The organism is Streptomyces sp. NPDC094032 (assembly GCF_040303965.1).
GTDB lineage: Bacteria > Actinomycetota > Actinomycetes > Streptomycetales > Streptomycetaceae > Streptomyces.
Genome location: NZ_JBEOUE010000016.1, coordinates 66244 through 92205, shown reverse-complemented (window position 1 = coordinate 92205; position 25962 = coordinate 66244). Strand labels below are relative to the sequence as shown.

Genomic DNA, 25962 nt, shown 5'->3' with positions numbered 1-25962 from the left:
GGGTGCCTCCTCGACCGCACTGCCGCCTCGCTCGTCCACACCCTGTGTGTACCGTCCCCGCCATCGTCCCAGGTCGCCCGCCCGGGGTAGGGCCTGCCCTACCCCGGGGACGCCCTCCAGTGGTCGTGATCGGGGGCGGCGCCGACGGTTGGCTTGGGGCATGACCTCCTACGCCGTCCGGCTTCGCGGCCTGCGCCGCCAGCATCGAGACGTCCGCGCCCTCGACGGCGTCGACCTCGACTTCCCCACCGGGAGCTTCACCGCCGTCATGGGGCCCTCCGGCTCCGGCAAGTCCACGCTGCTCCAGTGCGCGGCCGGTCTCGACCGGCCGACGGCCGGCACGGTCGAGGTCGGCGGGGTCGCTCTGGAGGGCCTGAGCGAGCGGCGGCGCACGCTGCTGCGGCGGGACCGGATCGGTTTCGTCTTCCAGTCGTTCAATCTGCTGCCCTCGCTGACCGCCGCCCAGAACGTGGCCCTGCCCCTGCTGCTGGCCGGGCGCCGGCCGTCCCGGGCCCGGGTGCGCGAGGCCCTCGCCCGGGTCGGCCTCGCGGGGCGGGAGCGGCACCGGCCGGGCGAGCTGTCCGGCGGGCAGCAGCAGCGGGTCGCGCTGGCCCGTGCGCTGATCACCGCCCCCGCGGTGCTCTTCGGCGACGAACCGACCGGCGCCCTCGACTCCACGACCGGCCGCGAGGTCCTGGACATGCTGCGCGCGCTCGTCGACCGCGACGGGCAGACGCTGGTCATGGTCACCCATGACCCGGTGGCCGCGGCCCGCGCGGACCGGGTGGTCTTCCTGGTCGACGGGCGCGTGCGGGGCGAACTGCGCGGCCCCACCGTGGAGTCGGTCGCCGCGCGGATGGCGGGCCTGGAGACGGCGACCGGCGCCGCCGGAACCGTCGAAGGCGGTCGCCCGTGCTGACCGTCCTCCTCGCCGGGCTGCGGGCCCGCTGGGCGTCCTTCCTCGGCGGGTTCACCGCCCTCGCGCTCGGGACCGGACTGCTCGTCGTCATGGGGCTCGGGCTCTCCGCCACCGCGCACGCCCCCGAGCGGGCCCCGCAGCGGTTCGCGTCCTCGCCCGTCGTGGTGCAGGGTCAGGACCGGCTCTCCGCCGAGGTGCGGCGCGGGCCGGGGACGGCCGTCGTCGGCGTGCCGCTCGACCGTCCACAGCCTGTGGACACCGAACTCCTGCGCGAGCTGCGGGCCCGCTGGACCGTCACCCCGGCCGGTGGCCCCGACGCCGTCGGGGTCGACGCCCCCGCCGAGGAGGTCCGGGCCCTGGCCGCCGGGCGGGCCCGGGTGCTCACCGGCGCCGACCGCCGGCTCGCCGACCCCGACGCGGGCCGCGACGCACAGGCCCTGGTCACCCTGAACGCCCTGCTCGGCACCGCCGGAGGCGTCACCGCCTTCGTCTCCGTCTTCGTCGTCGCCTCGACCTTCGCCTTCGCCGTCGCCCTGCGCGGACGCGAGTACGGGCTGCTGCGCACCGCCGGGGCCACCCCCGGGCAGGTGCGGCGGACGCTGCTCGCCGAGGCGGCCTGCGTCGGCCTCCTCGCCTCGGCCGCCGGGTGCCTGCTCGGGGCCCTGGGCGCGCCCTGGCTCGGCCGGGTCCTGGTGGACGGCGGGGTGGCGCCCGAGTGGTTCGCCATCGGGGGCGGCGGCGTCGGCTGGCCCTACCCCGCCGCCTTCGGGACGGGCGTCGCGGTCGCCCTCGCCGGTGCCTTCGCCGCCTCCCGCCGGGCCGGGCGGACCGGTCCCGCCGCCGCGCTCCGCGAGGCGGACGTCGACGCGGACGTCCTCCCGCTCGGCCGGGCGCTGCTCGGCGCGGGCCTGCTGCTCGGCGGGCTCGGGCTGCTGGTGTGGACCTGCGCGACGGATCCGGCCGCGCTCCTGAAGCGGAAGACGTACGTCACCCAGCCCATGCTCCTGATCACCGGCGCCGCCCTGCTCGCCCCGCTCCTCGTCCGCCCCGCCGCCCGCGCGGTGCGGCTGCCGGGGGCGGTCGGGACGCTCGTACGGGAGAACGGCGCGGCGGCCGTGCGCAGGACCGCCGCGGTCGCCGCCCCGGTCCTGGTGACGGTCGCCCTCGCCGGCACCCTGCTCGGCTCGGCGGCGACGGTGGCCGGGGCGAAGGCGGCGGAGGCGCGGGAGCAGACCGGCGCCGCGTACGTCACGACGGGGACCGGCCTGCCCCGGTCCGGGCCCGGGTCCGCCACCGGGGCGACCTCCGTCGTCGTACGGGACGGGGCGGAGGCCCTGGTCCGGTACGGGGCGCGGGCGGTGGCCGACCCCGCCGCCTGGGCCTCGTACGCCCGGCTGCCCGTCGTCGCGGGCGACCTCCGGAGGCTGGACGACCGGTCGATCGTGGTCAACGAGGAGTTCGAGCGGCACACGGTCGGCGAGCCGGTCGACGTGTGGACGGCGGACGGGCGCGGGCCGGTGCGGCTGCGGATCGCGGCGGTGCTCGCGCGCGGGACCGGCTCCAACGGGCCGTACGTGACCTGGGCGAACGCCCCGGGCGCGACCGTGGACCGGATCGAGTCCGACCGGCCCGTGCCCGTGCCCGGCGGCACCGTCCGCACCGCGGACGCCTGGGCGGCGGCCGCCTTCCCCGCCGCCGCGAGCACCCCGCAGACCCGCCTCGGCCTGCTCCTGGTCCTCGGCATCGCCCTCGTCTACACGGTGATCGCCCTCGCCAACACCCTGCTGATGGCCACCTCCGTACGCGGCCCCGAACTGGCCTCGCTGCGGCTCGCCGGTGCCACCCGGGCGCAGGTCCTGCGGGTGGTCGCGGGCGAGACGCTGCTGGCCGTCGGCATCGGCGCGGTCCTGGGCCTGGCCGTCGCCGCGGTCTGCCTGGCCGGTCTGGGGGCCGGGCTCGCGGCGCTCTCCGCGCCGGTCGCGCTCTCTGTGCCGTGGGGGCCGGCGGGGGCGGTGGCCGGGGTGTGCGCGGTGGTCGCGACGGCCGCCGCCGCGCTCCCCGCGTGGCGGCTCGCGCGCTGACGGGAGAGGGTGGGAAGTCGGGACGGGACAGGGACCGGGGTCGGAGCCGGGTCCCTGCCCCGTGCCGTCCGGCGGGGCCGCACCCCCGTGTCGCCCCCTCCGGTTCCTGACGGCCCCGTGGCGCCCCCCGGGATTCCTGGCCGCCCCCTGCCGACGGAGCCGGTTCCTGGGCCGGCTGTCCGTACGGGCCGGTAGGTTTCGCACGTCGGTCCGAATGTGCGGACCGTCGAACGGGGGAACCATGCACATGCATCTGCGGGCCGCGACCACGGCCGAGATCCTGGACGACCACGCCTGGCTCGAAGCCTTCATGGCCACGGCCTGGGAGCACCACGAGGTGGAGTACGCGGCGGGCGTCGCCGACTCGATCGAGAAGGACTTCGGCCTGGTCCACGCGTTGTACGAGGCGAGCGGCGACGCCGCCGGGTGGCTGCCGGTCTTCGGCGGGCGGCAGCCGGCCGGGGCCCCCGCCGACCACCTCCCGCACCCGCCGCTGCTCCTGCTCGAACCGGCCGAGGTCCGCACCGCCGCCGCCTTCCTGGCGGACGTCTCCTTCGACGCGCTGTGGGAGGCGGCGGGCGCCAAGATCCTCGCCTCCTTCGGCCCGGGCTGGGCCGAGGCCCTGGTCCTGGAGATACTCGGCGGGCATCACCGGGACCTGCGGGCGTTCTACGGGCGGGCGGCGGCGGCCGGGCACACGGTGGTGAAGGCGGGCTGGTTCTAGGCGCCGAAGGGCCTAGAGAAGGATGACCAGCTTGCCGCGCACGTGGCCCGACTCGCTGAGCTCCTGGGCGCGGGCGGCCTCCTTCAGGGGGAAGGTCTCCGCGAGGTCCAGGCGCAGCCGGTCCTCGGCCACCAGGGCCGCCAGGTCGGCGAGCAGTTCGCGCGCGGCGGACTGCTCGACGGTGACGCCGGAGAAGACGATGCCGTGCTCGTGGGCGTCCGGGGCGGCGATGGTCACGATGCGGGACTTCTCGCCGCCGAGGAGCTCGACCGAGACCGGCAGGGTGTCGTGGCCCGCCGCGTCGAAGACCGCGTCGACGCCCTGCGGGGCGGCCGCGCGGACCCGGTCGGCGAGGCCCTCGCCGTAGGTGACGGGGTGCGCGCCGAGCTCCCGCAGGAAGGCGTGGTTCCGCTCCGACGCCGTGCCGATCACCGTCGCGCCCGCCGCGACGGCCAGCTGGACGGCCACGGCGCCCACGGCACCGGCGGCGCCGTGCAGGAGCAGCGTCTCGCCCGGGCCGACGCCCAGCAGGTCCAGGACCCGCCGGGCGGTCTCGCCCGCCACGGGGATGCTCGCGGCCTGCTCCCAGGAGAGGGCGGCGGGCTTGGCGGCGAAGGTGTCGGCGAGGGCGTACTCGGCGTAGGCGCCGGTCTTCGTCCAGCCGAACACCTCGTCGCCGACGGCCACCCCGGTCACGCCCTCGCCGAGCGCGTCGACCGTGCCCGCGAACTCCAGGCCGGGGACGGCCGGGAAGGTCGTCGGGTAGAACTCCTCCACCCAGCCGTAACGGCGCTTCCAGTCCACCGGGTTGACGCCGACCGCCGCCACCTTGACCCGTACCTCGCCCGCGCCGGGCTCGGGCACGTCCACCGCCGACTCGTGGCGCAGGACCTCGTGGCCGCCGAACTCCTCGTACACGATCGCTTCCATGACTCCCCGTCTCCCCGCCGCGGATCCGTCTTCGGTGATCCGCTGCCGCAGTGCGTTGTGATCCGTCTCGATGGATCAAGCATCCGTCCCGGGCCACCCCCGCCCCGCCGTCCGAACGGACAGTCCCACCTGACCGAAAGGACGGCCGTAGGCTGGGCCCCATGGAACTCACCGCCACCAGCGCCCTGTTGGCCGCCCACGACGTCATCCGGCAGCCGCTGGGCGAGATCCTGCCCCGCCTCTCCGAGGTCCTTGAGCCGCTGATCCCGCACCACGCGGCGGTCGAACTCTCCACGCACTGCGCGCACTCGCCGTTCAAGCGGACCGGCGGCCCGGAGCTGCCGTTCACCGCGGCCGAGCTCACCCCGCTGCTTGCCGCCGGGGTGCCCGGCGAGCCCTGGCAGGGGCGCGCGTGGGTCGGCGGCGCCGAGCGGGAGATCGTCGCGGTACGGTCCGACGCCACACCCCGCGGCTCGGTCCTCGTCCTCGTACGCGAGGAGGACGCCGATCCGGCGGGCGCGCCCCAACTCGCCCTGGCGCAGGCCCTGTGGGACCTGGTGACCGGCCACTTCGAACGCTTCGCCAGCGAGGCCGTGCCGGACGCCCTGGCGCGGTCGCGGACAGCGGCCGACACCCGGGCGCGGGTGACCGCCGAGCTCACCACCGCGCACGCCGCCGCGCTCTCCGGGCTGCTCGGGGTGCTGCGCAGCCGCGCCCTGGACGACGCCGCCGCCCGGGCGACCGCCACCGACCTGGCCGTGTCCTCCCTGATCGAGCTGCGGGCCGAGTCGCAGCGGGACAGGTCGGTCGCCGAGGAACCGGCCCTGGAGGCCTTCGCCCGGCTCGCGGACGCGCTGCGCCCGATGCTGCGGCACAGCCCCGTCCGCCTCGAACTCGGCCCGCCGGACTCCGTCCGCACCCTGCCCGCCGACGTGGCGCACGGCGCCCGGGCGATCGTCCGGGCGCTGCTCCTGATCGTCCTGGAGCAGGAGGCGGTCTCCCGGGTGCACGTCGGCTGGACGCTCACCGAGCACGAGCTGCGGGCCACCGTGCGGGACGACGGGCCGGGCCTGCTCGACTCCTGCCCGCTCGGCGCGGGCAGCGTCACCGACCGGCTCGAAGTGCTCGGCGGGCGCCTGGAGCTGGACGCCGTGCCCGGCTGGGGCACCACGCTCACGGCCACCGTGCCGCTCGCCACGCCGGACGCGCCGGCCGCCGCGATGAGCCCGCTGACCGGGCTCGGCGAGCGCGAGGTGGAGGTCCTGACCCATCTGGCGCTCGGGCACCGCAACCGGCAGATCGCGCAGGAGCTGCACATCAGCGAGTCCACGGTGAAGTTCCATGTCGCCAACATCCTGAACAAGCTGGGCGTCGGCTCCCGTGGCGAGGCGGCGGCGCTCTTCCACAAGGCGGCCTGAGCGCGGGCTCCCGCCCGTTGTCAGTGGCGGGTGCCAGACTCGTACTCGTGACCGAAAGGTGGGCAGTCGCGCCCGAGCCGGAGGGGGACGGAGCACTGCTCGCGCCCCTCGGGCCCGACGGGCTGCCCGTCGGCGAGGTGCGGCGCGAGCCGGACCTCGTGGCGGCCGTCCGCGCCCGCCCGGACGTCGCCCGCTGGGTCTGGCGCGCCACCTCCGAGGTCTATCCACGGCTGCTCGCCGCCGGTGTCCGGGTCGAGCGGTGCTACGACGTCGAGGACGCCGAGCAGCTCCTGCTCGGCCACGAGGGGCGGCTCGGCGAGCCCCGCTCGGCCGCCGCCGCCTGGGCCCGGCTGCGGAACGCGCCGGTGCCGCCCGACCCGCCGCAGCGCGCCGCCGAACCGGGCTCGCAGGACTCCCTCTTCGAGCCGGTGGCCTCCGCCGGCGTCCCCTTCGAGGGGCTGCTCGCCGTGTACGCGGAGCAGCAGCGGCGCCATGAGAGGACCGCGCACCCGGGGCGGATGCGGCTGCTCACCGCCGCCGAGTCCGCGGGCATGCTGGTCGCCGCCGAGATGCACCGGGCCGGGCTGCCCTGGCGGGCCGACGTGCACCGGGAGGTGCTGCACGGCCTCCTCGGCGAGCGGTACGCGGGCGGCGGCGAGCCGCGCCGCCTCGCGGAGCTGGCCGACGAGGTGTCCGCCGCCTTCGGGCACCGGGTGCGGCCCGACCTTCCCGCCGACGTGGTGAAGGCCTTCGCGCGGGCCGGGATCCGGGTGCGGTCCACCCGGCGCTGGGAGCTGGAGGAGCTCGACCACCCGGCGGTCGCGCCGCTCGTCGCGTACAAGAAGCTCTACCGGATCTGGACGGCGCACGGCTGGTCCTGGCTGGCCGACTGGGTGCGCGACGGGCGCTTCCGCCCGGAGTATCTGCCGGGCGGCACGGTCAGCGGGCGCTGGACCACCAACGGCGGCGGGGCGCTCCAGATCCCCAAGGTGATCCGGCAGGCCGTGGTCGCCGACGAGGGCTGGCGGCTCGTGGTCGCCGACGCCGACCAGATGGAGCCGCGGGTGCTGGCCGCGATCTCCCGCGACCCCGGCCTGATGGAGGTCGCGGGCCACCCCGACGACCTGTACACCCGGCTCTCCGACCGGGCCTTCTCCGGCGACCGCGACCACGCCAAGCTGGCGCTGCTCGGCGCGGTCTACGGGCAGACCAGCGGCGACGGCCTGAAGAACCTGGCGGCCCTGCGCCGCCGCTTCCCGCGCGCCGTGGCGTACGTGGACGACGCGGCGAAGGCGGGCGAGGAGGGCCGCCTGGTGCGCACCTGGCTGGGCCGCACCAGCCCGAAGGCGGCGGGCGCCGACGAGGACGAGGAGGCGGGCCTGCCGCAGGCCGCCGCCGGGGAGGACGGCGGCTCCGAGCAGTACGTCCCGGGGTACGCGTCGACCGACGCCCGCGCCCGGGGCCGCTTCACGCGGAACTTCGTGGTCCAGGGCAGCGCCGCCGACTGGGCGCTGCTGATGCTGGCGGCCCTGCGCCGCGCCACCGCCGGAATGCGGGCCGAGCTGGTCTTCTTCCAGCACGACGAGGTGATCGTGCACTGCCCGGCCGAGGAGGCGGCGGCGGTCACGGAGGCGATCCGGGCGGCGGGCGACGAGGCGGGGCGGATCGCGTTCGGCGAGACGCCGGTGCGCTTCCCGTTCACGACGGCGACGGTGGAGCGGTACTCAGAGGCGAAGTGAGGCGACGTGAGACGGGCCGGTCCTCCGCCGAGGACCGGCCCGCCGTCCAGGGAGGGGGCTACTTCCCGGCCAGCGCCCGCCACTTGGGGCTCAGCGCGATGGCCTTCAGCTGCTCCGTCGTCAGCGCCGGCTTGGCGCGGGTCGCCCCGTCGTAGTGGGTGGCGGCGTTGTACGAGGAGACGATGACCCGGAAGTCGTCGAGGGCCAGGGTGTCGGCGCTCCACCAGAGGACGCCCTCGCCGCCCTTCTCGCCCGGCTTCTTCTCCAGCTTGACCCGGGTGCCGTCCGGCTCGGTGGTGACGTCGGAGCCGCCGAAGACGTCATTCCGGATGCCGGTCATGGCGGGCTGCACGTCGATCTCGACCAGGCTCTTGCCCTTGCCGTCGTCGACGACCACGTAGCTGAACCCGCCCTTGCCCTTGTCGACCACCCGCGCGTCCCGGGGCAGCAGGGAGATCAGGGTCGCCTGGATCTCGGCCCGCGAGGGCCCGTCGGCGGGCCGCCCCGGGGTGCCCGGGAAGGGCTTCCGCGGTCCCGGCAGCCGCTTGAGGAGCGGCTTCCAGCCCTTCGCCGTGACCAGGGCCTTCATCTGGGCCGGGCTGAACGGCGGGTTCTCGCGGCTGACCGGGGCGCCCTTCTCGGCCGCCGCGTTGTACTCGCTCGCGTCGACGAGGAAGCCGTCCTTGGTGAGCAGCACCGCCCGCCAGTTCTTGGTCTCCTCGCGCCGGTCGGCGTACTCGTACCCCTGGAGGACCATGAGCCGGGAGCCGTCGGCCAGCTTCTCCTCGGTGCAGTCGTCGAAGCGGCTGCCCACCTTGTCCGGGCAGGTCACCTGGCCCGTACCGGCCTCCCCGTCACCGCCCGCGCGGAAGAGGCCGACGGTGACGGCCGCCTGGCCCTTGCCGTCCTCGTACACGGCGGAGACGGCCTGGCCCCGGCCCTCGGGGTTCTGGATCTCCCACTGGCCCGCCGGGGTGTTGGCCTTGAGGACGGCGGCGAGGTCGGCGACGGGGATGTCCGGCTCGCCGCCCGGCTTCCCGGCCGCCTGCTCGGCCTGGCCGCTGCCGCCGGGCTTGGGGCCCGCGGCGACCGAGACCCCTGCCGGGCCTTCGGCGCCGGTGCCGAGCAGGGAGCCGCCGTACACCCCGCCGACGCCGATCGCGGCGAGGGCGAGGGCGCCGCCCGCGGTGGCGACGCGGCGGCGCAGGAGCCTGCGGCGGCCCCGGGCGAGGCCGCCGGTCGCCAGCTCGCGCCGGTCGTGGGCGGCGAAGCCGTCGCCGGTGGCGCGCAGGACCGCGCCGAGCTCCTCCTCGAAGCGTCCGTCCGTCACGTCGTGCGGGTCGTGCTCGTCGTGCTGGGGCATGGCGAAATCACCGTCTCCGGTTCGTGGGTTGGGGAAAGGCTGTGGGGCGGGGTCAGTGGGCGGCGAACTCCGTGATGCTGCCGCCGAGCCGCCGGCGCAGGGTGGCGAGGGCGCGGGTGCAGCGGGTGCGGACCGCCGCCGAGCTGACGTGCAGGGCGTCGGCGGTCTCCTCGACGCTGCGGTCCTCCCAGTAGCGCAGGACGACCACCGCCCGGTCCTTGGGCGCGAGCTGGGCCAGGGCGTCGAGCAGGGCGATCCGCAGGGCCGGGTCCTCGCCGTCGTCGGGGGCCCGGTCGGGCAGCTCGCCGAGCGGGCGCTCGGTGGCCGAGCGGCGCCGCCGGTGGCTGAGGAAGCCGCGTACGAGCACCGTCTGCGCGTATCCCGCCGGGTTGCCGACCCGGTTCATGCGCCCCCAGTGGACGTACATCCGGCCGAGGGTGTCCTGCACCAGGTCCTCGGCGAGATGGGTGTCCCCGCTGGTCAGCAGGCATGCCGAGCGGAACAGGTGGCCCGAACGGGCGGCGGCGAACTCCAGGAACTCGTCCGCGCGGGACTGTCTCATGTCCCCCCTTCCGTCGCTGTGACGTGTTCGCTGTGTGTGCGCTTACACCTCACCTACGCGATGGGCTCCGGGAAATGTTTCAGAACCGGATTCCGCTCGCAGGACCAAACGGTCCAAAACGGGGTAATCCTGGAGTATGAACACTTTCCTCGTGGACTCGGCCCCGGTCACCACGGTGGCCGGTGTCTGGCAGAACGGTCTCGCCCAGGTCCTCGGCGGACTGATCGTCGTCCTCGTCCTCATCGGCGCCGTCTGGCTCGGCTTCTACCTGAAGGACCGCGAATCGAAGCCACCCGCTCCCGACGAGCAGCCGCACCGGCCGGACACCGACGTCCTGCCCGGCGAGATGTCCGAGTACCGCAGGCCCGCGGAGATGCCGCGGACCGACGGTGAGCACCGGCTCATGCCGTACCAGCTCAAGGACGGCGGCGAGACCTCGCCCGACCCGCCGAGCGAGGAGAAGCGCAAGTGGGGCGGCATCTCCAGCGGCGGCTTCGGCAGCGGCGGGACGGGCCACGGCGACTGACCGTGGACGTCGAATCCGCGGGCCTCACCGGTACGCGGCCGTCCGCGGTCGCGTACCGCCTGCTCGGCTCACGGGCCGAGGCCGACGCGGCCCTTCGGGAGGCGGAGCGCGGCGCCGGGCCCGGCGCGCCCGCCTCCACCGCGCTCGTCCGGCTGGCCCGGGTCTGCCTGGCCCGGCTGCGCGAGCGTGAGGCCGCCCTGTCCGGTCCCGAGCCGGGTCCCCTGGGCGCGGGCCCGGGCGAGGAGGCCGTCCTGGACGCGCTTCCGCCGGCCGAGCGGGTCGCGTATGTGCTGCACGACGACTTCGGCGTCCCCTTCGACGAGATCGCCCCGGCCATGGATCTCACCCCGGCGGCCGTCCGGCAGCTGGCCGCCCGGGCCGGACGCCGGGTGGCGGAGACGGACGAGATGCCACGACCGGGCTGACGCGGGAAAGGGTCCGCCCCTGTGGGGGCGGACCCTTTCCCTGGTTCACGCGGCCGGTACGGCGCCGGTCACCCAGCGGGCGAGCACCTGCTGTCTGCCGCCGCCCGCGGTGGCCGCGGCCACTTCGGTCAGGAAGCGGCCGACCTCGCCGTCGCCCCGGACGACGGAGACGATGCGACAGGCCCGGGTGATCACGACGGTGCCGTTGGGGCGGTGTTCGTAGCCGAAGAGGCGGGAGGGGTGCATCAGACGGCTCCGATCTTTTCCTTGGCCGGGGGCGCGGCCAGCGGGGCGGGATCCGGGCCGGAGGACGGGCCGCCCACCCCGAGCCAGCGGAGGATCGGGCCCGCCATGGCCGTGGTGACCAGGGCCATCAGGACCATCATGGTGAACAGCTCGGGCCCGATCAGGCCCAGTTCGCGGCCGATGCCGAGGATGACGATCTCGGTGAGGCCGCGGGTGTTCATCAGCGTGCCGAAGGCCCCCGCGTCCCGCCAGCTCATCCCGGAGAACCGGGCCGGCAGCGCGGCGCCCGCGAACTTGCCGACGACGGCCGCGACCAGCACCAGCAGCAGGGCCGCCAGGCCGGACCAGCCGAGCCCTCCGATGTCGACGGAGAGGCCGGTGACCACGAAGAAGACCGGCAGGAGCAGCGAGGACGCCTTCTCCAGGGGAAGCTCGATCTGCCGGTGCAGGGCCTCCCGCTCGTCCCCCGTCCCCTGCCTCGGCATGATCAGGCCGAAGGCGAAGGCGCCGAAGATGGCGTGGATGCCGACCCACGAGGTGGCGTAGGCGGAGAGCAGCACCCCGGCGGCCACGACGGCGAGCCGGCCGCTGCCGGACCAGCGCAGCACCTTGTGCAGCAGCGGGCGGACGACGAAGAGCATCGCCGCGGCGTACGCCGCCGTCCAGGCCAGGACCTGGAAGAACCCGCCGGTGCCGCCGGAGCCGGCCATCGCGACCACCAGGACGAGCACGCACCAGGCGACCACGTCACCGGCGGCGGCGCAGGCCATGGCGGTGGTGCCGACCCGGGTGGTGCCGAGGCCCTGGTCCCGGATGATCCGGGCGAGCACCGGGAAGGCGGTGATGGAGAAGGCGGTGGCCAGGTAGAGCACGAACATGTCGTGGCCCACCCCGGCGGGCGCCAGCGAGTCGTACAGCAGCGCCGCCGCCCCGGCGCCCACAGCGAACGGCACCGCCATGGCGAGGACCGCCGTGGAGCCGACCGAGGCGGTGCGGCCGCGCAGCTTGCCCAGGTCGAGCTCCCAGCCGGCCAGGAACATGAAGAGCGCCAGGCCCACCTGCGAGACGGCCGACAGCATCGGCCGGGCCTCGGGCGGGAAGAGCAGCGCGGGCAGGTTCCCCGGTAGGAGCCCCAGCAGACTGGGCCCGAGCATCAGACCCGCGGCGATCTCCGCCACCACCGGCGGCTGGTGGATCCGCCGCGCGAGCCGGACCATGACGGCCCCGACCAGCAGGACGATCGCCACGTCGGCCAGGACGACCGCCTCGATCGGTACAGCGTGGGACGCTGCCATCGCGCCTCTCCCCCTTCTGCTCCTGAGTGATCAGATCAGGACGCGGCCGGACGCCGTGTCCCGGGTCTCCCGCGACTTGCGCAGGTCACGGGTGATGATCGCCTTCTGGAGCCAGCGGTCCGTACCGTCGTAGCGGGCCGTGAAGGCCTTGCGGCCGTGCACGGCGAGGTAGTTGTCGACGACGAGGAGCGTGCCGGCCTCGACGACCACGTCCCTGGTGGCCCGCTCCAGCTCGGCGACGAGCTCCTTCAGCGCCTGCTCGGCACCCGCGTCACCCTCGACGCACCGCATGAAGAAGGGGTCGATGCGCAGATACGGGGAGTCGGGGTCGCCGAAGAGGACCGCGACCGGCTCCGGGGTCTCGCGCATGGCCCGCATCCGCAGCAGCCCCGGGTGGTCCGGCTGCTGGACGGCAAGCTGACGCAGGTGCTCGTCATCCGGAAGGATGTAGAAGCGAGGCTCCGACAGCGTCTTCCGGGTCTCCGCGCCGAGCGTCACGTCACGGATGGAGGCGACGGTGGTCGGCACCCGGTCGTGGTTGCGGATGCCGAAGAGGGCCAGGTAGTCACAGCGGTACGGGTGGAATCCGTCCTCGGTGTGCCATTCCAGGAGCACATCACTGCCGTGACCGCTCTGTTCGTTCTCCTCGCCGGCGATCGGCAGCACATTCTGGATCATGCGGCCGGACTGGAGGGTGGGCCAGCTGAATATCTCTCCAAGGCATTTGCCGATGAGCGAGAGAAAGATTTCCTCGCGCCGGGTGTTCAACGAGGCCGCGGCATCGGCCCAGTTCCCGGGGGTGGGACCCACGCCCTTGTCGTCGACGTCGAATCCCCGGATCTTGAAAGCGGCGGCCGGGTCGTCGCGGCGGAACTCCGCGAGGAACTTCCGCAGCCCGACGGGCAGCCGGCCGGTCAGCTCCCAGGCCTCGTCGTGGAAGCGCGGCCGGCCCGGGTCGCAGTCCGCCTGCTTCAGTTCGGCGATCAGCGCGTCCAGCTGGGCGACTTCGTCGGTGGACAAGTCGTAGTGGAGTACGCCCTGGTCAATGGTCACGGGAATTCGCCCTCTCTGGCATGGTGGGTAGGGGCCGAGAGCGGCCGTGGGCTAGTCCCAGCCCCAGCTGTCGCCGCTGTCGGTCACGCTCGTCTTGCTCGTGTGCAGGGTGTCCGCGGCCTGCGCCGCGGAGGCGCCCATCACCGTCGCCGAGAGGGCCACGGCGCACGAGACCAGGTAGACAAAAGCCTTGCGTCGCATTTCTTTTACCGTCCGATTCCCTCGAAGTGGCTTGTGGCTTACTCGATTTACCCGGCAGTTGCTTTTGACCTGCTGCCGTTGAGTAATCTGCCAGGGGGCGAACGGGCGCTACAAGAAGTTCGGTTGGCACCAAGGTGCACTGGCTGCAAGTGGCCACATCCGCCGCCCTTGGCCGAGAAGCGGGTGTGGCCGGACCACCATCAGAACGCCTTACGGTGTTTCCCGCCGCGCTTGCGCTCGTACATCTCGCGCCCCGCGGCCTCGCGGCGGCGCCATTCACGGCCGAGTTCGGCGCGCAGCCGGGCGTCGGTGCGCGAGGCGATCCAGGCGCTCTCGCGCAGCAGCTTGCGGTAGCTCTCGAACCGGCGGTGCGAGAGGGTGCCGTCCTCGACGGCGGCGAGGACCGCGCAGCCGGGTTCGGCGTGGTGCTCGCAGTTGTGGAAGCGGCAGCGGGTGGCCAGCTCCTCGATCTCGGCGAAGACCTGGGTGAGCCCGTCGTTCGCCTCCCACAGGCCGACGCCGCGCAGCCCCGGGGTGTCGATCAGCAGCCCGCCGGTGGGCAGCGGCAGCAGATCGCGGGCGGTGGTGGTGTGCCGGCCCTTGCCGTCACTGCCGCGCACCTCGCCCGACTCCTGCTCCTCGCTCCCCAACAGGGCGTTGACCAGCGTGGACTTGCCGACGCCCGACTGGCCGAGCAGCGCGGAGGTCCGGCCGGCCAGGGCCCCGGCGAGGGCGTCGAGGCCGTACCCGTCGAAGGCGCTGACGGGGAAGACCTCCGCCCCCGGGCCGGCCTCGGCGACATCGTCCACGAGGTGGGTGATGTCGGGGACGAGGTCGGTCTTGGTCAGCACCACCAGCGGCTGGGCGCCGCTGGACCAGGCGAGCGAGAGGAAGCGTTCGAGGCGCCCGAGGTCCAGCTCGACGGCGAGCGAGACCGCGATGACGGCCAGGTCGATGTTGGCGGCGAGCACCTGGCCCTCGGAGCGGGCCGAGGAGGTCGAGCGGGTGAAGCGGGTACGCCGGGGCAGCAGCGCCCGGACGACCGGGCCGCCGCCGGCGGCGGGGGCGGTCTCGACGGCCGCCCAGTCCCCGGTGCAGGGCGCGGTGGTGGGGTCGGCGCCGAGCACGGGCCCGGTGTCGGCCCGTAACGTCGCCACGGGCGCGTCGGCGTCGGCGGTCCCGGCGGCGACCACCTCGCAGCGGCCGCGGTCGACCCGCACCACCCGGGCCGGGACGAGCCCGGCGGCGGTGTGCGGGGCGAACGCGTCCGCCCAGTCGGAGTCCCAGCCATAGGAGGCGAGTGTGGCGGTGAAGGATTCAAAGGCGCTGGTCACAGCGGTCCCCTCGATCGGTGGTGCGGATCGGGGCCATTGTCGGGCCGCCGTACGGTCGTGGCCGTGAGGACCAGACCGTCCTTGACGAGAAACCCTCCTTCGAACCCGGTCAGCGGTACGCCGTCCACCACCGGCCCCTCGACCAGCAGCCGGGCGGTGAAGGTCGAGGTGCGCGGCTGGAAGGCGACCGTGGCCTCCTTGAAGTCCAGCCACCGGCCGGTCAGCGGCGACCAGGCCTTGAAGACGCTCTCCTTCGCGCTGAACAGCGCCCGGTCCCAGTGGATCTCGGGCCGGGCCGCGGCCAGGTCGGCGAGGTGGGCCCGCTCCTCCTCGCCGGTGACCAGGTGGAGCACGCCCGTGTGGTCGAGCGCGGCGTGCGGTTCGGCGTCGAAGCCGAGCGCCGCCAGGTCGGTGGCGCGGGCCACGGCCGCCGCCCGGTAGCCGGTGCAGTGGGTGATGCTCCCGACGATCCCGGCGGGCCAGCGGGGCGCCCGGGAGGTCTCGTACGGGATGGCGACGGGGGCCATGCCGAGCCCGCCGAGGGCCCGCCGGGCGCAGGCCCGCGCGGTGGTGAACTCGCGGCGCCGCGCGGGGACGGCGCGGGCGAGGAGGTGCTCCTCGCCCGGGAAGGGGACCGGCGCCCCGGCCGGGTCGCCGAACGCTTCCGCGGTAGCGACCGGCCGGGGCAGCAGTTCCTCGATCATCGTGCCTAGCCGGCCTTCCGCAGCTCGACCTTCGGCCGCTCCGCCACCTGGGTCAGCGCCGTCACCTGGGTCAGCGCCGTCACGGTCGCCTGGTCCTCCCACCACCGGACCGGGCGGTCGATCGGGTCGATCGGCATGACGGACTTGAACATGTCGTTCTCCAGGTTCGCCAGCTCCGCGTCGTACGGCCGGCCGGTCGCCTTGAAGGCCCGCTGGATGCGGACCCGGCGGCGGTCGATCAGCTCGGCGTTCCGCTCGAAGGTGGAGGCCGGCTGGAGCAGGAAGTACGTCTGCGGGCTGCCGAAGTTGTACCGCGGCGAGTGCTCCGGGTAGCAGGGCGCGAAGGAGACGACGAAGAAGCGCTCGCCGCCGATCATCGCGTACCAGGTCTCGTCGGGCTCGGGGTCGTCCTGGATGTACACCGACGGGTAGATCTCGCACAGCGCCTCGAAGAAGCGCCGGGTGAGCCGGGTCAGCGCGGGCAGGGTGGCGCCGAGCTCCGGGTCCTCGAAGGTGAGCAGCATGCCGTCGAGCTCCCGCTCGCGCGCCGAGGCGAAGAACTCCTCGATGGTGTCGCGGTGTTCGCGCAGCCCGGCCTCGACGTCGGTGCCGGTGACGCTGATCGCGGTGCCCATGCGGGACGGCTTGGCGAAGGGACAGTGGGTCGTCTGGACGATCTGGTCGAAACTCATGCTGACCTCACGGCTTCACTTTCTGCGGTGCGGACGGGTGCGGACGCGCGGCAGCCGAGGACGTAGAACCACCAGCCGAGGACGACCAGGGCGATCAGCGCGGCGAACATCGCGGCCGGGGAGGCGTGCACGAGGAGGAAGCCACAGATGATCGGACCGATCGCGACCCCGATGTGGACGAGGTTCTGCGCGCCGAAGTAGCTGCCGCGGAGGTTCGCGGGAGCGATGTTGTCGATGAACATGTACTCGGCCGGGACCACGATGACCTCGCCGATCGTGAAGACCACGATCGCGGCGACGATGATCCAGACCTCGGTGGACAGCGCCATGCCGACCAGGCCGAGGACGAAGGCCCCGGTGCCCCAGGTGAGCCAGCGCAGCAGCGTCTTCTCCTTGAGCCGGCTGCCGATGACGTACTGGGTGGAGATCACGACGATCGCGTTGGCGGCCGAGATGTACGCGACGAGCCGGTAGGCGCTGTCACGGGACTCGACCAGGACCAGGTACTGGGACATGTAGGTCAGCAGCGGCCCGTAGACCACGATGCTGAGGATGCCGCCGAGGGTGAACAGACCGAGCCTGCGGTCGGCCTTCATGACCCGCAGGACCTCGCGGAAGTTCATCGACTCGTCGTCGGAGGAGCCCTCCACCGCCTCCGCCGGTCCTCCGGTGAACAGCCGCCGGAAGATCACCAGCGGCAGCAGCGCCGCGAAGATGACGCCGGCGGCCAGCCAGAACGGGCCGCCGGTGCCCGCCTTGACCGTCCACACGCCCAGGAAGGGGCCGACGGCCGCGCCGATGTTCTGCAGCGAGTAGCGCAGCGAGAACACCTTGGCGCGGTTCTCCGAGGGCAGCAGGTCGGCGAGGAGCGCGTTGGCCGTGACGCTCATCGAGGAGGAGGCGGTGTTCGCCACCAGGAGCAGGCAGATGACCAGGACCGGGGAGTCCAGGAAGGGCAGCGCCCCGTAGAGCAGGGTGAGCAGCACATCCAGGACGATCATGAAGTCGACCTTGACGAAGCGGTCGGCGAGGTAGCCGCCGTAGACGCTCACCATGGTGCCGACCAGCAGGCAGACGCCCAGGACGTAGCCGATGGTGGCGCCGTTCATGCCGAGCGAGTCGCTCAGGTAGATCGGCAGATAGGCGAGGATGCCGAAGAAGCTGATCGCGCGTGCCATCGCGCAGAGCAGCATGATCCTTACGGCGACGGGCAGTTCACGGATCAGCTGGACGAAGTTCTTCATGCCCGAGCCTCCCCCGCGATGGTCTCGATGATCTCGATGAGTGTTTCCTTGACGAAGTCGATCTTCTTCTCGTCGAAGAGATCGGGATGGTGGCCGAAGAGCAGTTCCAGGCGCTCCCCGGGGATCACGGTGATGCCGAGCGGGTAGTGCGAGACGCCCTTGGCGCCGTCGGTGCGCTCGCTCGCGCGCAGCCCGCCGAGCTCGGCGGCGTCCTCCTCCTGGTCGGGGTAGTTCTGGAAAACGTAGTACGAGTCGAACAGTTCGCCCGTACCGGCAAGGCGCTGGATCTCGGTGAGCCCGAGGTGGCGGTGGGGGAAGACGTCGAACTGGGCGGACTGCACCCGGGTCAGCGTGGTCCGCAGCGGCTCGCCGGCCTCGGCCCGCACCCGCAGCGGCACGGTGTTGATGAGCAGGCCGACGACGGACTCGATGCCGTCGATCTCGGCCGGCCGCTCGGAGACGGTGGTGCCGAAGACGACGTCCTCCGTGCCGGTGAGCCGCCCGAGCAGCAGGCCCCAGGCGGTCTGCACGGCCGTGTTGAGGGTGATCCCGAGGCGGGCGCAGGCCCGTTCCAGGTCCCGGGTCAGCTCGGCCGGCAGGACCGCGGTCGTCGTCCGGGGCAGCACGTGCGAGGCGAGCCCCGGCGTGCCGACCCTGGTCGGACCGGCGAGCCCGTCGAGGTAGCCCTGCCAGGCCGTGACGGCCTCCGTCCGGTCCTGCCCGGCCAGCCAGGCCAGGTAGGAGCGGTACGGGGTGACCGGCGGCAGCGCGTCGCCGCGGCCCGCGTACAGCTCGAACAGGTCGTGCCAGACGACCGGCATGGACCAGCCGTCGAGCAGGATGTGGTGGTCGGCGACGAGGAGTTCGTGCCGGGTGGCGGCGTAGCGGATCAGGCTGAAGCGGAGCATCGGGCCGCTCGCCAGGTCGAAGCGCAGCCGCGCGTCCTCGGCGACGATCCGCTCCCGCTCGGCCCGCTGGTCGGCGGGCGGCAGACCGGTCAGGTCGTGCAGCCGCCAGGGCACCTCGACGGTGGACCGGATCACCTGGACCGGGTTCTCCAGGCCGCGCACGGCGAAGGAGGCCCGCAGGTTGGCGTGGCGCATCAGCAGCCCGTGGGCGGCCTCGCGCAGCCGCTCGGCGTCGAGCGGGCCCTCCAGGTCGAAGACGGTCTGCCCCTGGTAGGGGTCGTCGTCGTGCTCGGGGTCGGCGGAGGCGGCGACATGGAGCAGCAGGCCCTGCTGGAGCGGGGCGAGCGGCAGCACGTCGTCGAGGCCGGGGTAGGAGCGCTCCAGCTCGGTGAGCGTGGACTGCTTGAGCGGGAGCAGGGTGATGTCGGAGGGGGTGAGCCCGCCGAGCCCGGGGTGGCCGGTGAGGCCCGCGAGGGCTTCGAGGAGCCGCTCGAAGCGGTCGGCGAGGGCGCCGGCCTCCTCCGCGCCGAACAGACCGGTGTCCCAGCGCCAGCGGACCGCCGCCGAAGCGCCGTCGCCGCCGGGCCGCAGCTCCACGAGGAGGGCGTACGGTTCCGCCGTGCCGCCCGGCTCGCCGGAGCCGTACCGGAAGGCGACCCGCGAGGGGCCGAACTCCGGGTTCGCCGCCGCGAGTTCCGCGTAGTTGCGGCCCTCGGCCGGGGTCTGGCGGACCTGCTCCTTGACCCGCTTGAGGGCGCGGGCCAGGCCCTTCGGGTCGGTCAGCGCCCGGTCGATGCCGGCCAGGCCCGGGGTCAGCTTGACCGGGTACGGGGCCGGGACCGGGTCCATCGCCAGGTCGACGCGGAGCGCGGACTGGGCGGCGGGCAGCCGCCGGGCACGCCACTCGATGAGCGCGGGGGCGAACGCGGCGAGCGCGATGTGCTCGGGCGCCGCGTGGAAGAGACCGGGCAGCGCGCCGAGCAGCGCGCCGGCCGCCTCGGCCGAGAGCTCCCGCGCCGACTCGGCGTACTCCAGGGCCGGTTCGCCGTAGGACGGGTCGGGGGTCTCCAGGGTCTTCAGCCAGTGCGGCAGCTCGGTCGCGGCGGCCGCGGCCGGGTCGACCGTGTCGGCGGCCTGCGCGGCGCACGCGATCAGCGCCTCCACCGTCTGGTGCTGGAAGACGTCGCGCGGGGTGATGACGAAGCCCTCCGCGCGGGCCCTGCTGACCAGCTGGATCGAGCGGATGGAGTCGCCGCCCAGGTCGAAGAACTGGTCGTCGACGCCGACCGTCTCCAGGCCGAGGACCTCCGCGAACAACCGGGCGAGGGTGATCTCCCGCTCGGTGCGCGGCGGCCGGACGGCCCGCGAGGTGAAGTCGGGCGCGGGCAGCTTCCGGGTGTCCAGCTTGCCGTTCGGGGTGAGCGGCAGCCGGTCCAGGAGGACGACGGCGGCGGGCACCATGTGCTCGGGCAGCTGCCTCGCCGCGTGCCGGCGCACCTCCAGGGCCAGCTTGCGGGTGTGCTCCTCGGCGCGCGGGTCGTTGCCGTGCGCGTACAGGCTCGTGCCCTCCTCGGCGGTGTGCCGGAAGACATCGGTGAGCCAGGGCGCGCCGGACCGCCCGGGCCCGAGCAGGACCGCGTCGAACAGGTCCCCTTCGGCGGCGTCGGTCCAGGTGAGCCGGGCCTCGTAGCCGAGCTCGGCGGCCAGCGCGTGCAGGGCCTCCGGGTCGGTGCCGGGGCGCTCGGCCGGAACCAGGGTCCGGACGGCGGCCGTGTTCCCGGTGCGGACGCGGCGGGCGGTGAGCACCTCGGCGGCGACCCGCCGGTTGGGGATGCCGGTGACGCGCAGCAGACCGGGCCGGGCGTCCGTCAGGTGCGCCCGCAGCGCCTCGGGGTTCTCCCAGGCCAGCTCGGCCGCGTCGGCGACGGAGACCAGCTCGGCGCCCCGCTTGTGCAGCACGACCTCGTAGCGGAAGTCGGTCAGCTCGTTGCTGTGGTGGCCGCGCTTGAGCTGGATGTCGACGCCCGCGACCTCCGGGACCTCCTCGCCGATCCGGCTGAAGAAGGCCGGGTCCAGGAGGAGTTCGCTCTCCAGGGCCATGGTGTGCTCGACCAGCTCGCGCACCACGCCGGCCTGCTCGTCGGCGTGCGCCCCGTCGTGCAGGGCGATGGCGGTGAGGAAGGGGTGGAGCAGTCCCAGGTGGCGGATGTCGCCGAGGAAGATCCGGCCGCCGGGCTCCAGGAGCGCCATGGCCTGCCGGATCACGTCGATCAGGTAGGGGACGCTCGGGAAGTACTGGGCGACGGAGTTGATGACGACGGTGTCGTACGTGTGGCCCGCCAGGTCGCCGATCTCGTGCCCGGCGAGGCTGCGCAGCATGATCCGGTCGCGCAGCTCGGACGCGGCGGCCCGGTTGCCGAGGGTCTGGATCAGCGAGGGCGAGAAGTCGACGCCGGTGTAGTGGTCGACGTGCGGGGCGACCTTCCACAGGATGAGGCCGGAGCCGACGCCCACCTCCAGGACCCGGCGCGGCTTCAGGTCGAGGATGCGGGTGATGGTGGCGTCCTGCCACTCGCGCATCTGGTCCAGCGGGATGGGCGCGTTGTCGTAGCTGCTGTTCCAGCCGGTGAAGTCCTGCTCGACGCCCAGGTCCTCCTGCTCGCTGTAGCCCTGCTCGTGGATCTCCTGCCACTTGTCGACGTGCTCGATGTCCTCGGCCAGGTCGTGCGCCCGCTCCTCGCCGCTCTTCGGCACGACGTAGCCGATGAGCTGCTTGTGGTCGGGGGTGTCCTCGCGGACCACGACCACGGACTGGGCGACGCCGTCGTGGGTGTCGAGGACGGCCTCGATCTCGCCGAGCTCGATCCGCATGCCGCGGATCTTGACCTGGTCGTCGGCGCGGCCGACGAAGTCCACCACGCCCTCGCCGGACGGCAGGGTGCGCCACTTGGCGAGGTCACCGGTGCGGTACATCCGGCCGCCGGGCTCCCCGTACGGGCAGGCCACGAAGCGCTCGGAGGTGAGGCCGGGGCGGTTGAGGTAGCCGCGGGCCAGGCCGTGGCCCGCGATGTACAGCTCGCCCACGACACCCGGCGGCACGGGCCGCAGCGCGGCGTCGAGCACGTACACCCGGGTGTTGTGCAGCGGGCGGCCGACCGGCACCGAGTCGGCCTCGAAGGCGCTCCCGGCGTCGCCGACCCGCCAGTACAGCGTGTCGACGGTCGCCTCGGTCGGGCCGTACGCGTTGATCATCGTCCGGCCGCGCGACCAGGTCGCGGCGAGCCCCGGCGGGCAGGCCTCGCCGGCCACCATGATGTTCCGGACCTCGGCCAGCGCGTCCTGGGCCATCGAGCCGAGGATCGTCGGCGAGAAGGTGATGTGCGTCGGCCGGTGGCGGGCGGTCAGCGCGCGCTGGCGGTCCGGCGACAGCAGCTCCTCCGGCGAGCTGAGGATGACGGCAGCGCCCGACAGCAGGGTGCAGCACATCTCGCAGAAGGTCGGGTCGAAGTTGATCGACGAGAACTGGAGGAAGCGCGAGTCCGCGTCGAGGCCGAAGCGTTCGATGTAGCTGCGGGCCAGGTTGGGGATGCCGAGGTGGGTGACGGCCACGCCCTTGGGGCGGCCCGTCGAGCCCGAGGTGTAGATGACGTACGCCAGGTCGCCGGCGCGCAGCGGGGCGCGCCGCTCGGCGTCGGTGGGCGCGTGCTCCGGGCGCGCGTCGAGCTCCGCCCGTACGGCCGCGTCGTCGAGTTCGAGCCGGAGCACCTCGCGGGCCTCGGCGGGCAGCTTGGCGAGGACGTCGCCGGTGGTGATCAGGACCCGGGGGCGGGTGTCCTCGACCATGAACGCCAGGCGCTCCGGCGGGTAGTCGGGGTCGAGCGGCAGATAGACGCCGCCCGCCTTGAGGATGCCGAGCAGGCTCGCGAGCAGGTCCGGCGAGCGGCGCAGCGACAGGCCCACGACGTCGTCGCGGCCGACGCCCCGCTCGATCAGCCAGTGCGCGACCTGGTTGGCGCGCCGGTCGAGCTCGGCGTAGGACAGCTCGGTGTCCTCGTGGACGAGGGCGAGGGCGTCGGGGGTCTGCGCGACCCGCGCCTCGAAGAGCGCGGGGAAGGTGTCGCCGGGCAGGTCGAGCGCGGTGGCGTTCCAGCCGTCGAGGACGGTGGCCCGCTCCTCGCCGTCGAGCAGGTCGATGGAGTCCAGGCTGCGGCCCGGGTCGGCGACGACCAGGTCGAGGACGCGCAGGAGGTAGCGGGAGAAGCGCTCGACGGTGGCCCGGTCGAACAGGTCGGTGGCGTACTCGATCTCGCCGCGCAGCCCGTCCGGGCGGCCCTCCCGGTCGAAGCGCTCGGTGAGCTCGACCGTCAGGTCGAACTTGGCGGTCCGGGTCGGCACCGTCTCGTGGACGGCGTCCAGTCCGGGCAGCCGCCAGTCGGGCTCCACGTTGTTCTGGAGCACCAGCATCACCTGGAACAGCGGGTGGTGGCTGGTGGTGCGGGCCGGGTTGAGGACCTCCACCAGGTACTCGAAGGGCAGGTCCTGGTGGTCGTAGGCGGCCAGGTTCGACTCGTTCACGCGGGCCAGGAGCTCGGTGAAGGCCGGGTTGCCGGAGGTGTCGGTGCGCAGCACCAGCGTGTTGACGAAGAAGCCGACCAGCTCGTCGAGGGCGCTGTCGGCGCGGCCCGCGAGCGGCGAGCCGAGCGGGATGTCGGTGCCCGCGCCCAGCTTGCTCAGCAGGGTCGCGGCGGCGGCCTGGAGCACCATGAAGAGGCTGGCCCGCTCGCGCTGGGCGAGCGCCTGGAGCCGCTCGGTCAGCTCGGCGCCGACCTCGAAGGGCACGACGTCGCCGCGGAAGGTGGCGAGCGCCGGGCGCGGCCGGTCGGTGGGCAGGTCGAGCAGCTCGGGCGCGCCGGCGAGCCGCTCGCGCCAGTAGCCGAGCTGCCGGGACATGGCCGAGGCCGGGTCGTCGGTGGAGCCGAGCAGCTCGCGCTGCCAGAGCGTGTAGTCGCCGTACTGGACGCCGAGCGGGGCGGCCGCGGGGTCGGCGCCGCCGAGGGCCGCCTCGTACGCCGCGCACAGGTCCTGGACCAGCGGGGCGAGCGACCAGCCGTCGGAGGCGATGTGGTGGATGCAGAGCAGCAGGACGTGCGCGTCGGGGCCGGTGCGGAACAGGTCGACGCGGGTCGGGATCTCCGCCGACAGGTCGAAGAGGTATCCGGCGGCCTTGTCGACGGCGGCCTGGACGTCGGCCGCGTCGATGTCGTGGCGGGCGATCTCCACCCGGGCCTCGGCGGCCGGGACCACGATCTGCTCGGCGCCCTCGGGGCCCTCGCCGAAGTAGGTGCGCAGGCTCTCGTGCCGGGCGACCAGGTGGTCCACGGCCTTCTGGAGCGCGGCCGGGTCGAGCGCGCCGGTGAGGCGGACCGCGATCGGCAGGTTGTAGGTGGTGCTGGGGCCCTCCAGGCGGTGCAGGAACCACAGGCGTCCCTGCGCGTACGAGACGGGCAGACGCACACCGCGCTCCCGCACGGTGGGCGCGGGCCGGGCCGGGGCGCCCGCGTCGAGGCGGAGCGCGAGGGCGGCCGGGGTGCGCTCCTCGAAGACGGTACGGATGGGGAGTTCGACGGCGAGCTCGGCGCGGACCCGGGCCACCAGGCGGGTGGCGAGCAGCGAGTTGCCGCCCAGGTCGAAGAAGCTGTCGTCGGCGCCGACCCGGTCGACGCGCAGCACCTCGACGAAGAGCGCGGCCAGCGCCCGCTCGCCGTCGGTGGCGGGCGCGCGGTACGGGGTGTCGGTGCCGAACTCCAGCGGCGGCAGGGCCTTGCGGTCGACCTTGCCGGCCGGGGTGAGCGGGAAGCGGTCGAGGACGGCGACTCCGGCCGGGACCATGTGCTCGGGCAGCCAGGCGGCGAGCGCGGCGCGCAGGGCGCCCGGCTCGGGGGTGTGCCCGGCGGCGGGCACCACGTAGCCGGCCAGGTGGGTGGCGCCGGGGCCGCCGTCCTCGCGGACCACGACCCGGGCCTGCGCGACCTCGGGCAGGCGGCGCAGCGCCTCCTCGATCTCGCCGAGCTCGATGCGGTAGCCGCGGATCTTGACCTGCTCGTCGACGCGGCCGAGGAAGTCCAGGGCGCCGTCCGGGCGGCGGCGCACGACGTCGCCGGTGCGGTACATGCGGGCGCCGGGGGTGCCGGGGGCGCCGGGGGTGTCGCCGAACGGGCAGGCGACGAAGCGCTCGGCGGTGAGGCCGGGGCGCCCGTGGTAGCCGCGGGCCAGGCCGTCGCCGGACAGGTACAGCTCGCCGGGCTCGCCGTCCGCGACCGGCCGGAGCCGCTCGTCGAGGACATGGACGCCGGTGTTCCACATCGGTGTGCCGATGGTGACGGGCGCGCCCTCGCGGACGGGGGCGACCAGCGACCAGATGGTGGTCTCGGTCGGGCCGTACAGGTTCCACACCTCGGCGTGCCCGTCGGCCGCGAGGAAGTCGGCGAGGTCCTGCGGCAGCGCCTCGCCGCCGCACAGCAGGCGGATGCCCGCCGGGAGTTCGGACGGGGACCAGCCCGCCTCGCGCAGCAGCTGCCACAGCGCCGGGGTGCCCTGGACCAGGGTCGGCCGGGCCTCCGCGAGCCGGCGGCGCAGCGCGGCGCCGTCCACGGCGGTCTCGCGGGGCACCAGGTGCAGGGTGGCGCCGTTGACCAGCGGCAGGTAGAGCTCAAGTCCCGCGATGTCGAAGGAGATCGGGGTGGTCGACAGGATCGTGTCGGCCTCGCCCACCGCGTACCGGTCGGTCATGAAGGCGAGGAAGTTGGCCAGCGAGCGGTGGGTGACCACCACGCCCTTGGGGCGGCCGGTCGAGCCCGAGGTGTAGATCGTGTACGCGCCCCGGCCGGGCCCGGTCGAGCGGCCCACCGGGTCGGTGCCGGGCTCGGCGGCCTCGTCGCCCGGGTAAAGGCGGGCGGTGCCGTCGGCCACCGGGCCGAGGCCGGGCTCGACGTCCCGCGTGGTGATCAGGGCCCGGGGGCGGGCGTCGGCCGTCATGTAGGCCAGGCGCTCGCTCGGGTAACCCGGGTCCAGCGGCAGGTACATGGCGCCGGACTTGAGCGTGCCGAGCAGGGCGGCGACCAGCTCGGGCGAGGACGGCAGCGCGACCGCGACCGTGTCGCCGGGGCCGATGCCGAGGGCGGCGAGCCGGTGCGCGATCCGGTTGGCGCGGGCGTTGAGCCGCTCGTACGTGAGCTCGGTGGTGCTGTCGGTGAGGGCGACGGCACCCGGGACGCGGGCGGCCGTCGCCTCGAAGCGGCCGACGAGACCGTCGGCCCACGGGGCGGCCGCGGCCGCGGCGTGCTCCAGTTGTGCGGTCATGAGTGCAGGTCCCGTCCCGTGGTCGCGGCCGGCGCGAGCGCCGTCCAGTGCTCCTCGACGTACTCCAGGCAGGCCGTGCGCGTCCCGGGGCCGAAGGCGGCCTCCCAGCCGGCCGGCACCTCGGCGAAGTCCGGCCACAGCGAGTGCTCGCCGGCGGCGTTGGTCAGGACGCGGTAGACGCCCGACTCGTTCTCGAACGGGTTGGTGGCCTCGTCCGTCTGCTGTCCCTTGCCCATGTC

At 74.2% G+C, this 25962-nt stretch carries 20 protein-coding genes; 7 read left to right on the top strand and 13 right to left on the bottom strand.

Translation table 11 applies throughout. The annotated features are described in order from the left end of the window. The first annotated feature begins 160 nt into the window (after positions 1–160). The 3 genes from ABTZ54_RS22540 to ABTZ54_RS22530 all read left to right on the top strand — a co-directional run bounded on the left by ABTZ54_RS22540 (position 161) and on the right by ABTZ54_RS22530 (position 3724). Positions 161–919, top strand: a complete 759-nt coding sequence (locus ABTZ54_RS22540) for an ABC transporter ATP-binding protein (RefSeq protein ID WP_351665961.1) — start codon at positions 161–163, stop codon at positions 917–919. After that, positions 913–3000, top strand: a complete 2088-nt coding sequence (locus ABTZ54_RS22535) for an ABC transporter permease (RefSeq protein ID WP_351665960.1) — start codon at positions 913–915, stop codon at positions 2998–3000. Before ABTZ54_RS22540 ends, ABTZ54_RS22535 begins: the two co-directional genes overlap by 7 nt. Positions 3001–3241: 241 nt before the next feature. Then, positions 3242–3724, top strand: a complete 483-nt coding sequence (locus ABTZ54_RS22530; RefSeq protein ID WP_351665958.1) for a DUF1877 family protein — start codon at positions 3242–3244, stop codon at positions 3722–3724. Positions 3725–3736: 12 nt separating this feature from the next. Here ABTZ54_RS22530 and ABTZ54_RS22525 read toward each other — a convergent pair whose 3' ends face one another. Next, positions 3737–4654, bottom strand: a complete 918-nt coding sequence (locus ABTZ54_RS22525; RefSeq protein WP_351665956.1) for an NADP-dependent oxidoreductase — start codon at positions 4652–4654, stop codon at positions 3737–3739. Between the two features lie 161 nt (positions 4655–4815). Between ABTZ54_RS22525 and ABTZ54_RS22520 the strand changes: the two genes are divergently transcribed. Both ABTZ54_RS22520 and ABTZ54_RS22515 read left to right on the top strand, forming a co-directional pair. Then, on the top strand, positions 4816–6072 hold the full coding sequence (locus ABTZ54_RS22520; protein WP_351665954.1) for a helix-turn-helix transcriptional regulator: 1257 nt from the start codon (positions 4816–4818) through the stop codon (positions 6070–6072). Between the two features lie 47 nt (positions 6073–6119). Then, positions 6120–7811, top strand: a complete 1692-nt coding sequence (locus tag ABTZ54_RS22515) for a bifunctional 3'-5' exonuclease/DNA polymerase (protein WP_351665952.1) — start codon at positions 6120–6122, stop codon at positions 7809–7811. A gap of 58 nt (positions 7812–7869) precedes the next feature. On the opposite strand, the gene ABTZ54_RS22510 is transcribed toward ABTZ54_RS22515, so the two are convergent. Together ABTZ54_RS22510 and ABTZ54_RS22505 are read right to left on the bottom strand one after the other, a co-directional pair. Further along, positions 7870–9174, bottom strand: a complete 1305-nt coding sequence (locus ABTZ54_RS22510; RefSeq protein ID WP_351665950.1) for a hypothetical protein — start codon at positions 9172–9174, stop codon at positions 7870–7872. Between the two features lie 52 nt (positions 9175–9226). After that, on the bottom strand, positions 9227–9736 hold the full coding sequence (locus ABTZ54_RS22505) for a SigE family RNA polymerase sigma factor (protein ID WP_351665948.1): 510 nt from the start codon (positions 9734–9736) through the stop codon (positions 9227–9229). 136 nt (positions 9737–9872) lie between these two features. Here ABTZ54_RS22505 and ABTZ54_RS22500 point away from each other — a divergent pair, with 136 nt between their 5' ends. Next, a complete protein-coding gene (locus ABTZ54_RS22500) occupies positions 9873–10262 on the top strand; it encodes a DUF6479 family protein (protein ID WP_351665946.1) in 390 nt (129 codons plus the stop codon). Positions 10263–10264: 2 nt separating this feature from the next. Further along, positions 10265–10687, top strand: coding sequence for a sigma factor-like helix-turn-helix DNA-binding protein (locus ABTZ54_RS22495; protein ID WP_351665944.1), 423 nt, complete (start codon positions 10265–10267; stop codon positions 10685–10687). Between the two features lie 45 nt (positions 10688–10732). On the opposite strand, the gene ABTZ54_RS22490 is transcribed toward ABTZ54_RS22495, so the two are convergent. From ABTZ54_RS22490 to ABTZ54_RS22445, 10 genes are all read right to left on the bottom strand, one after another. Beyond that, positions 10733–10933: a hypothetical protein gene (locus ABTZ54_RS22490; protein ID WP_351665942.1), complete on the bottom strand. Its 201-nt coding sequence runs from the start codon at positions 10931–10933 to the stop codon at positions 10733–10735. Beyond that, complete coding sequence (locus ABTZ54_RS22485) at positions 10933–12228, bottom strand: cation:proton antiporter (protein ID WP_351665940.1); 1296 nt, start codon at positions 12226–12228, stop codon at positions 10933–10935. The genes ABTZ54_RS22490 and ABTZ54_RS22485 overlap by 1 nt, the downstream gene beginning before the upstream one ends. A gap of 30 nt (positions 12229–12258) precedes the next feature. Continuing rightward, positions 12259–13281: a guanitoxin biosynthesis L-enduracididine beta-hydroxylase GntD gene (gntD, locus tag ABTZ54_RS22480; protein WP_351665938.1), complete on the bottom strand. Its 1023-nt coding sequence runs from the start codon at positions 13279–13281 to the stop codon at positions 12259–12261. Positions 13282–13332: 51 nt separating this feature from the next. Next, on the bottom strand, positions 13333–13482 hold the full coding sequence (locus ABTZ54_RS22475) for a hypothetical protein (RefSeq protein WP_165591009.1): 150 nt from the start codon (positions 13480–13482) through the stop codon (positions 13333–13335). A 200-nt stretch (positions 13483–13682) separates the two neighbouring features. Further along, complete coding sequence (gene rsgA, locus ABTZ54_RS22470; RefSeq protein WP_351665935.1) at positions 13683–14816, bottom strand: ribosome small subunit-dependent GTPase A; 1134 nt, start codon at positions 14814–14816, stop codon at positions 13683–13685. Further along, positions 14813–15520: a 4'-phosphopantetheinyl transferase family protein gene (locus tag ABTZ54_RS22465; RefSeq protein WP_351665933.1), complete on the bottom strand. Its 708-nt coding sequence runs from the start codon at positions 15518–15520 to the stop codon at positions 14813–14815. Before ABTZ54_RS22465 ends, rsgA begins: the two co-directional genes overlap by 4 nt. A 5-nt stretch (positions 15521–15525) precedes the next feature. Next, on the bottom strand, positions 15526–16212 hold the full coding sequence (locus ABTZ54_RS22460; protein ID WP_351665931.1) for a hypothetical protein: 687 nt from the start codon (positions 16210–16212) through the stop codon (positions 15526–15528). Further along, complete coding sequence (locus tag ABTZ54_RS22455; RefSeq protein ID WP_351665929.1) at positions 16209–17456, bottom strand: MFS transporter; 1248 nt, start codon at positions 17454–17456, stop codon at positions 16209–16211. The genes ABTZ54_RS22460 and ABTZ54_RS22455 overlap by 4 nt, the downstream gene beginning before the upstream one ends. Next, a complete protein-coding gene (locus tag ABTZ54_RS22450) occupies positions 17453–25723 on the bottom strand; it encodes a non-ribosomal peptide synthetase (RefSeq protein ID WP_351665927.1) in 8271 nt (2756 codons plus the stop codon). Before ABTZ54_RS22450 ends, ABTZ54_RS22455 begins: the two co-directional genes overlap by 4 nt. Then, a complete protein-coding gene (locus ABTZ54_RS22445; RefSeq protein ID WP_351665925.1) occupies positions 25720–25959 on the bottom strand; it encodes an MbtH family protein in 240 nt (79 codons plus the stop codon). Before ABTZ54_RS22445 ends, ABTZ54_RS22450 begins: the two co-directional genes overlap by 4 nt. Positions 25960–25962: the final 3 nt, after the last annotated feature.

Excerpts from the sequence above, each read along its gene's own strand:
- ABTZ54_RS22490 (WP_351665942.1), bottom strand. The coding sequence starts at position 10,933 with ATGCACCCCTCCCGCCTCTTCGGCTACGAACACCGCCCCAACGGCACC.
- ABTZ54_RS22530 (WP_351665958.1), top strand. The coding sequence starts at position 3,242 with ATGCACATGCATCTGCGGGCCGCGACCACGGCCGAGATCCTGGACGAC.
- ABTZ54_RS22485 (WP_351665940.1), bottom strand. The coding sequence starts at position 12,228 with ATGGCAGCGTCCCACGCTGTACCGATCGAGGCGGTCGTCCTGGCCGAC.
- ABTZ54_RS22505 (WP_351665948.1), bottom strand. The coding sequence starts at position 9,736 with ATGAGACAGTCCCGCGCGGACGAGTTCCTGGAGTTCGCCGCCGCCCGT.
- ABTZ54_RS22500 (WP_351665946.1), top strand. The coding sequence starts at position 9,873 with ATGAACACTTTCCTCGTGGACTCGGCCCCGGTCACCACGGTGGCCGGT.
- ABTZ54_RS22460 (WP_351665931.1), bottom strand. The coding sequence starts at position 16,212 with ATGAGTTTCGACCAGATCGTCCAGACGACCCACTGTCCCTTCGCCAAG.
- ABTZ54_RS22475 (WP_165591009.1), bottom strand. The coding sequence starts at position 13,482 with ATGCGACGCAAGGCTTTTGTCTACCTGGTCTCGTGCGCCGTGGCCCTC.
- ABTZ54_RS22445 (WP_351665925.1), bottom strand. The coding sequence starts at position 25,959 with ATGGGCAAGGGACAGCAGACGGACGAGGCCACCAACCCGTTCGAGAAC.
- ABTZ54_RS22465 (WP_351665933.1), bottom strand. The coding sequence starts at position 15,520 with ATGATCGAGGAACTGCTGCCCCGGCCGGTCGCTACCGCGGAAGCGTTC.
- ABTZ54_RS22540 (WP_351665961.1), top strand. The coding sequence starts at position 161 with ATGACCTCCTACGCCGTCCGGCTTCGCGGCCTGCGCCGCCAGCATCGA.
- ABTZ54_RS22510 (WP_351665950.1), bottom strand. The coding sequence starts at position 9,174 with ATGCCCCAGCACGACGAGCACGACCCGCACGACGTGACGGACGGACGC.
- ABTZ54_RS22455 (WP_351665929.1), bottom strand. The coding sequence starts at position 17,456 with ATGAAGAACTTCGTCCAGCTGATCCGTGAACTGCCCGTCGCCGTAAGG.
- ABTZ54_RS22450 (WP_351665927.1), bottom strand. The coding sequence starts at position 25,723 with ATGACCGCACAACTGGAGCACGCCGCGGCCGCGGCCGCCCCGTGGGCC.
- ABTZ54_RS22520 (WP_351665954.1), top strand. The coding sequence starts at position 4,816 with ATGGAACTCACCGCCACCAGCGCCCTGTTGGCCGCCCACGACGTCATC.
- ABTZ54_RS22525 (WP_351665956.1), bottom strand. The coding sequence starts at position 4,654 with ATGGAAGCGATCGTGTACGAGGAGTTCGGCGGCCACGAGGTCCTGCGC.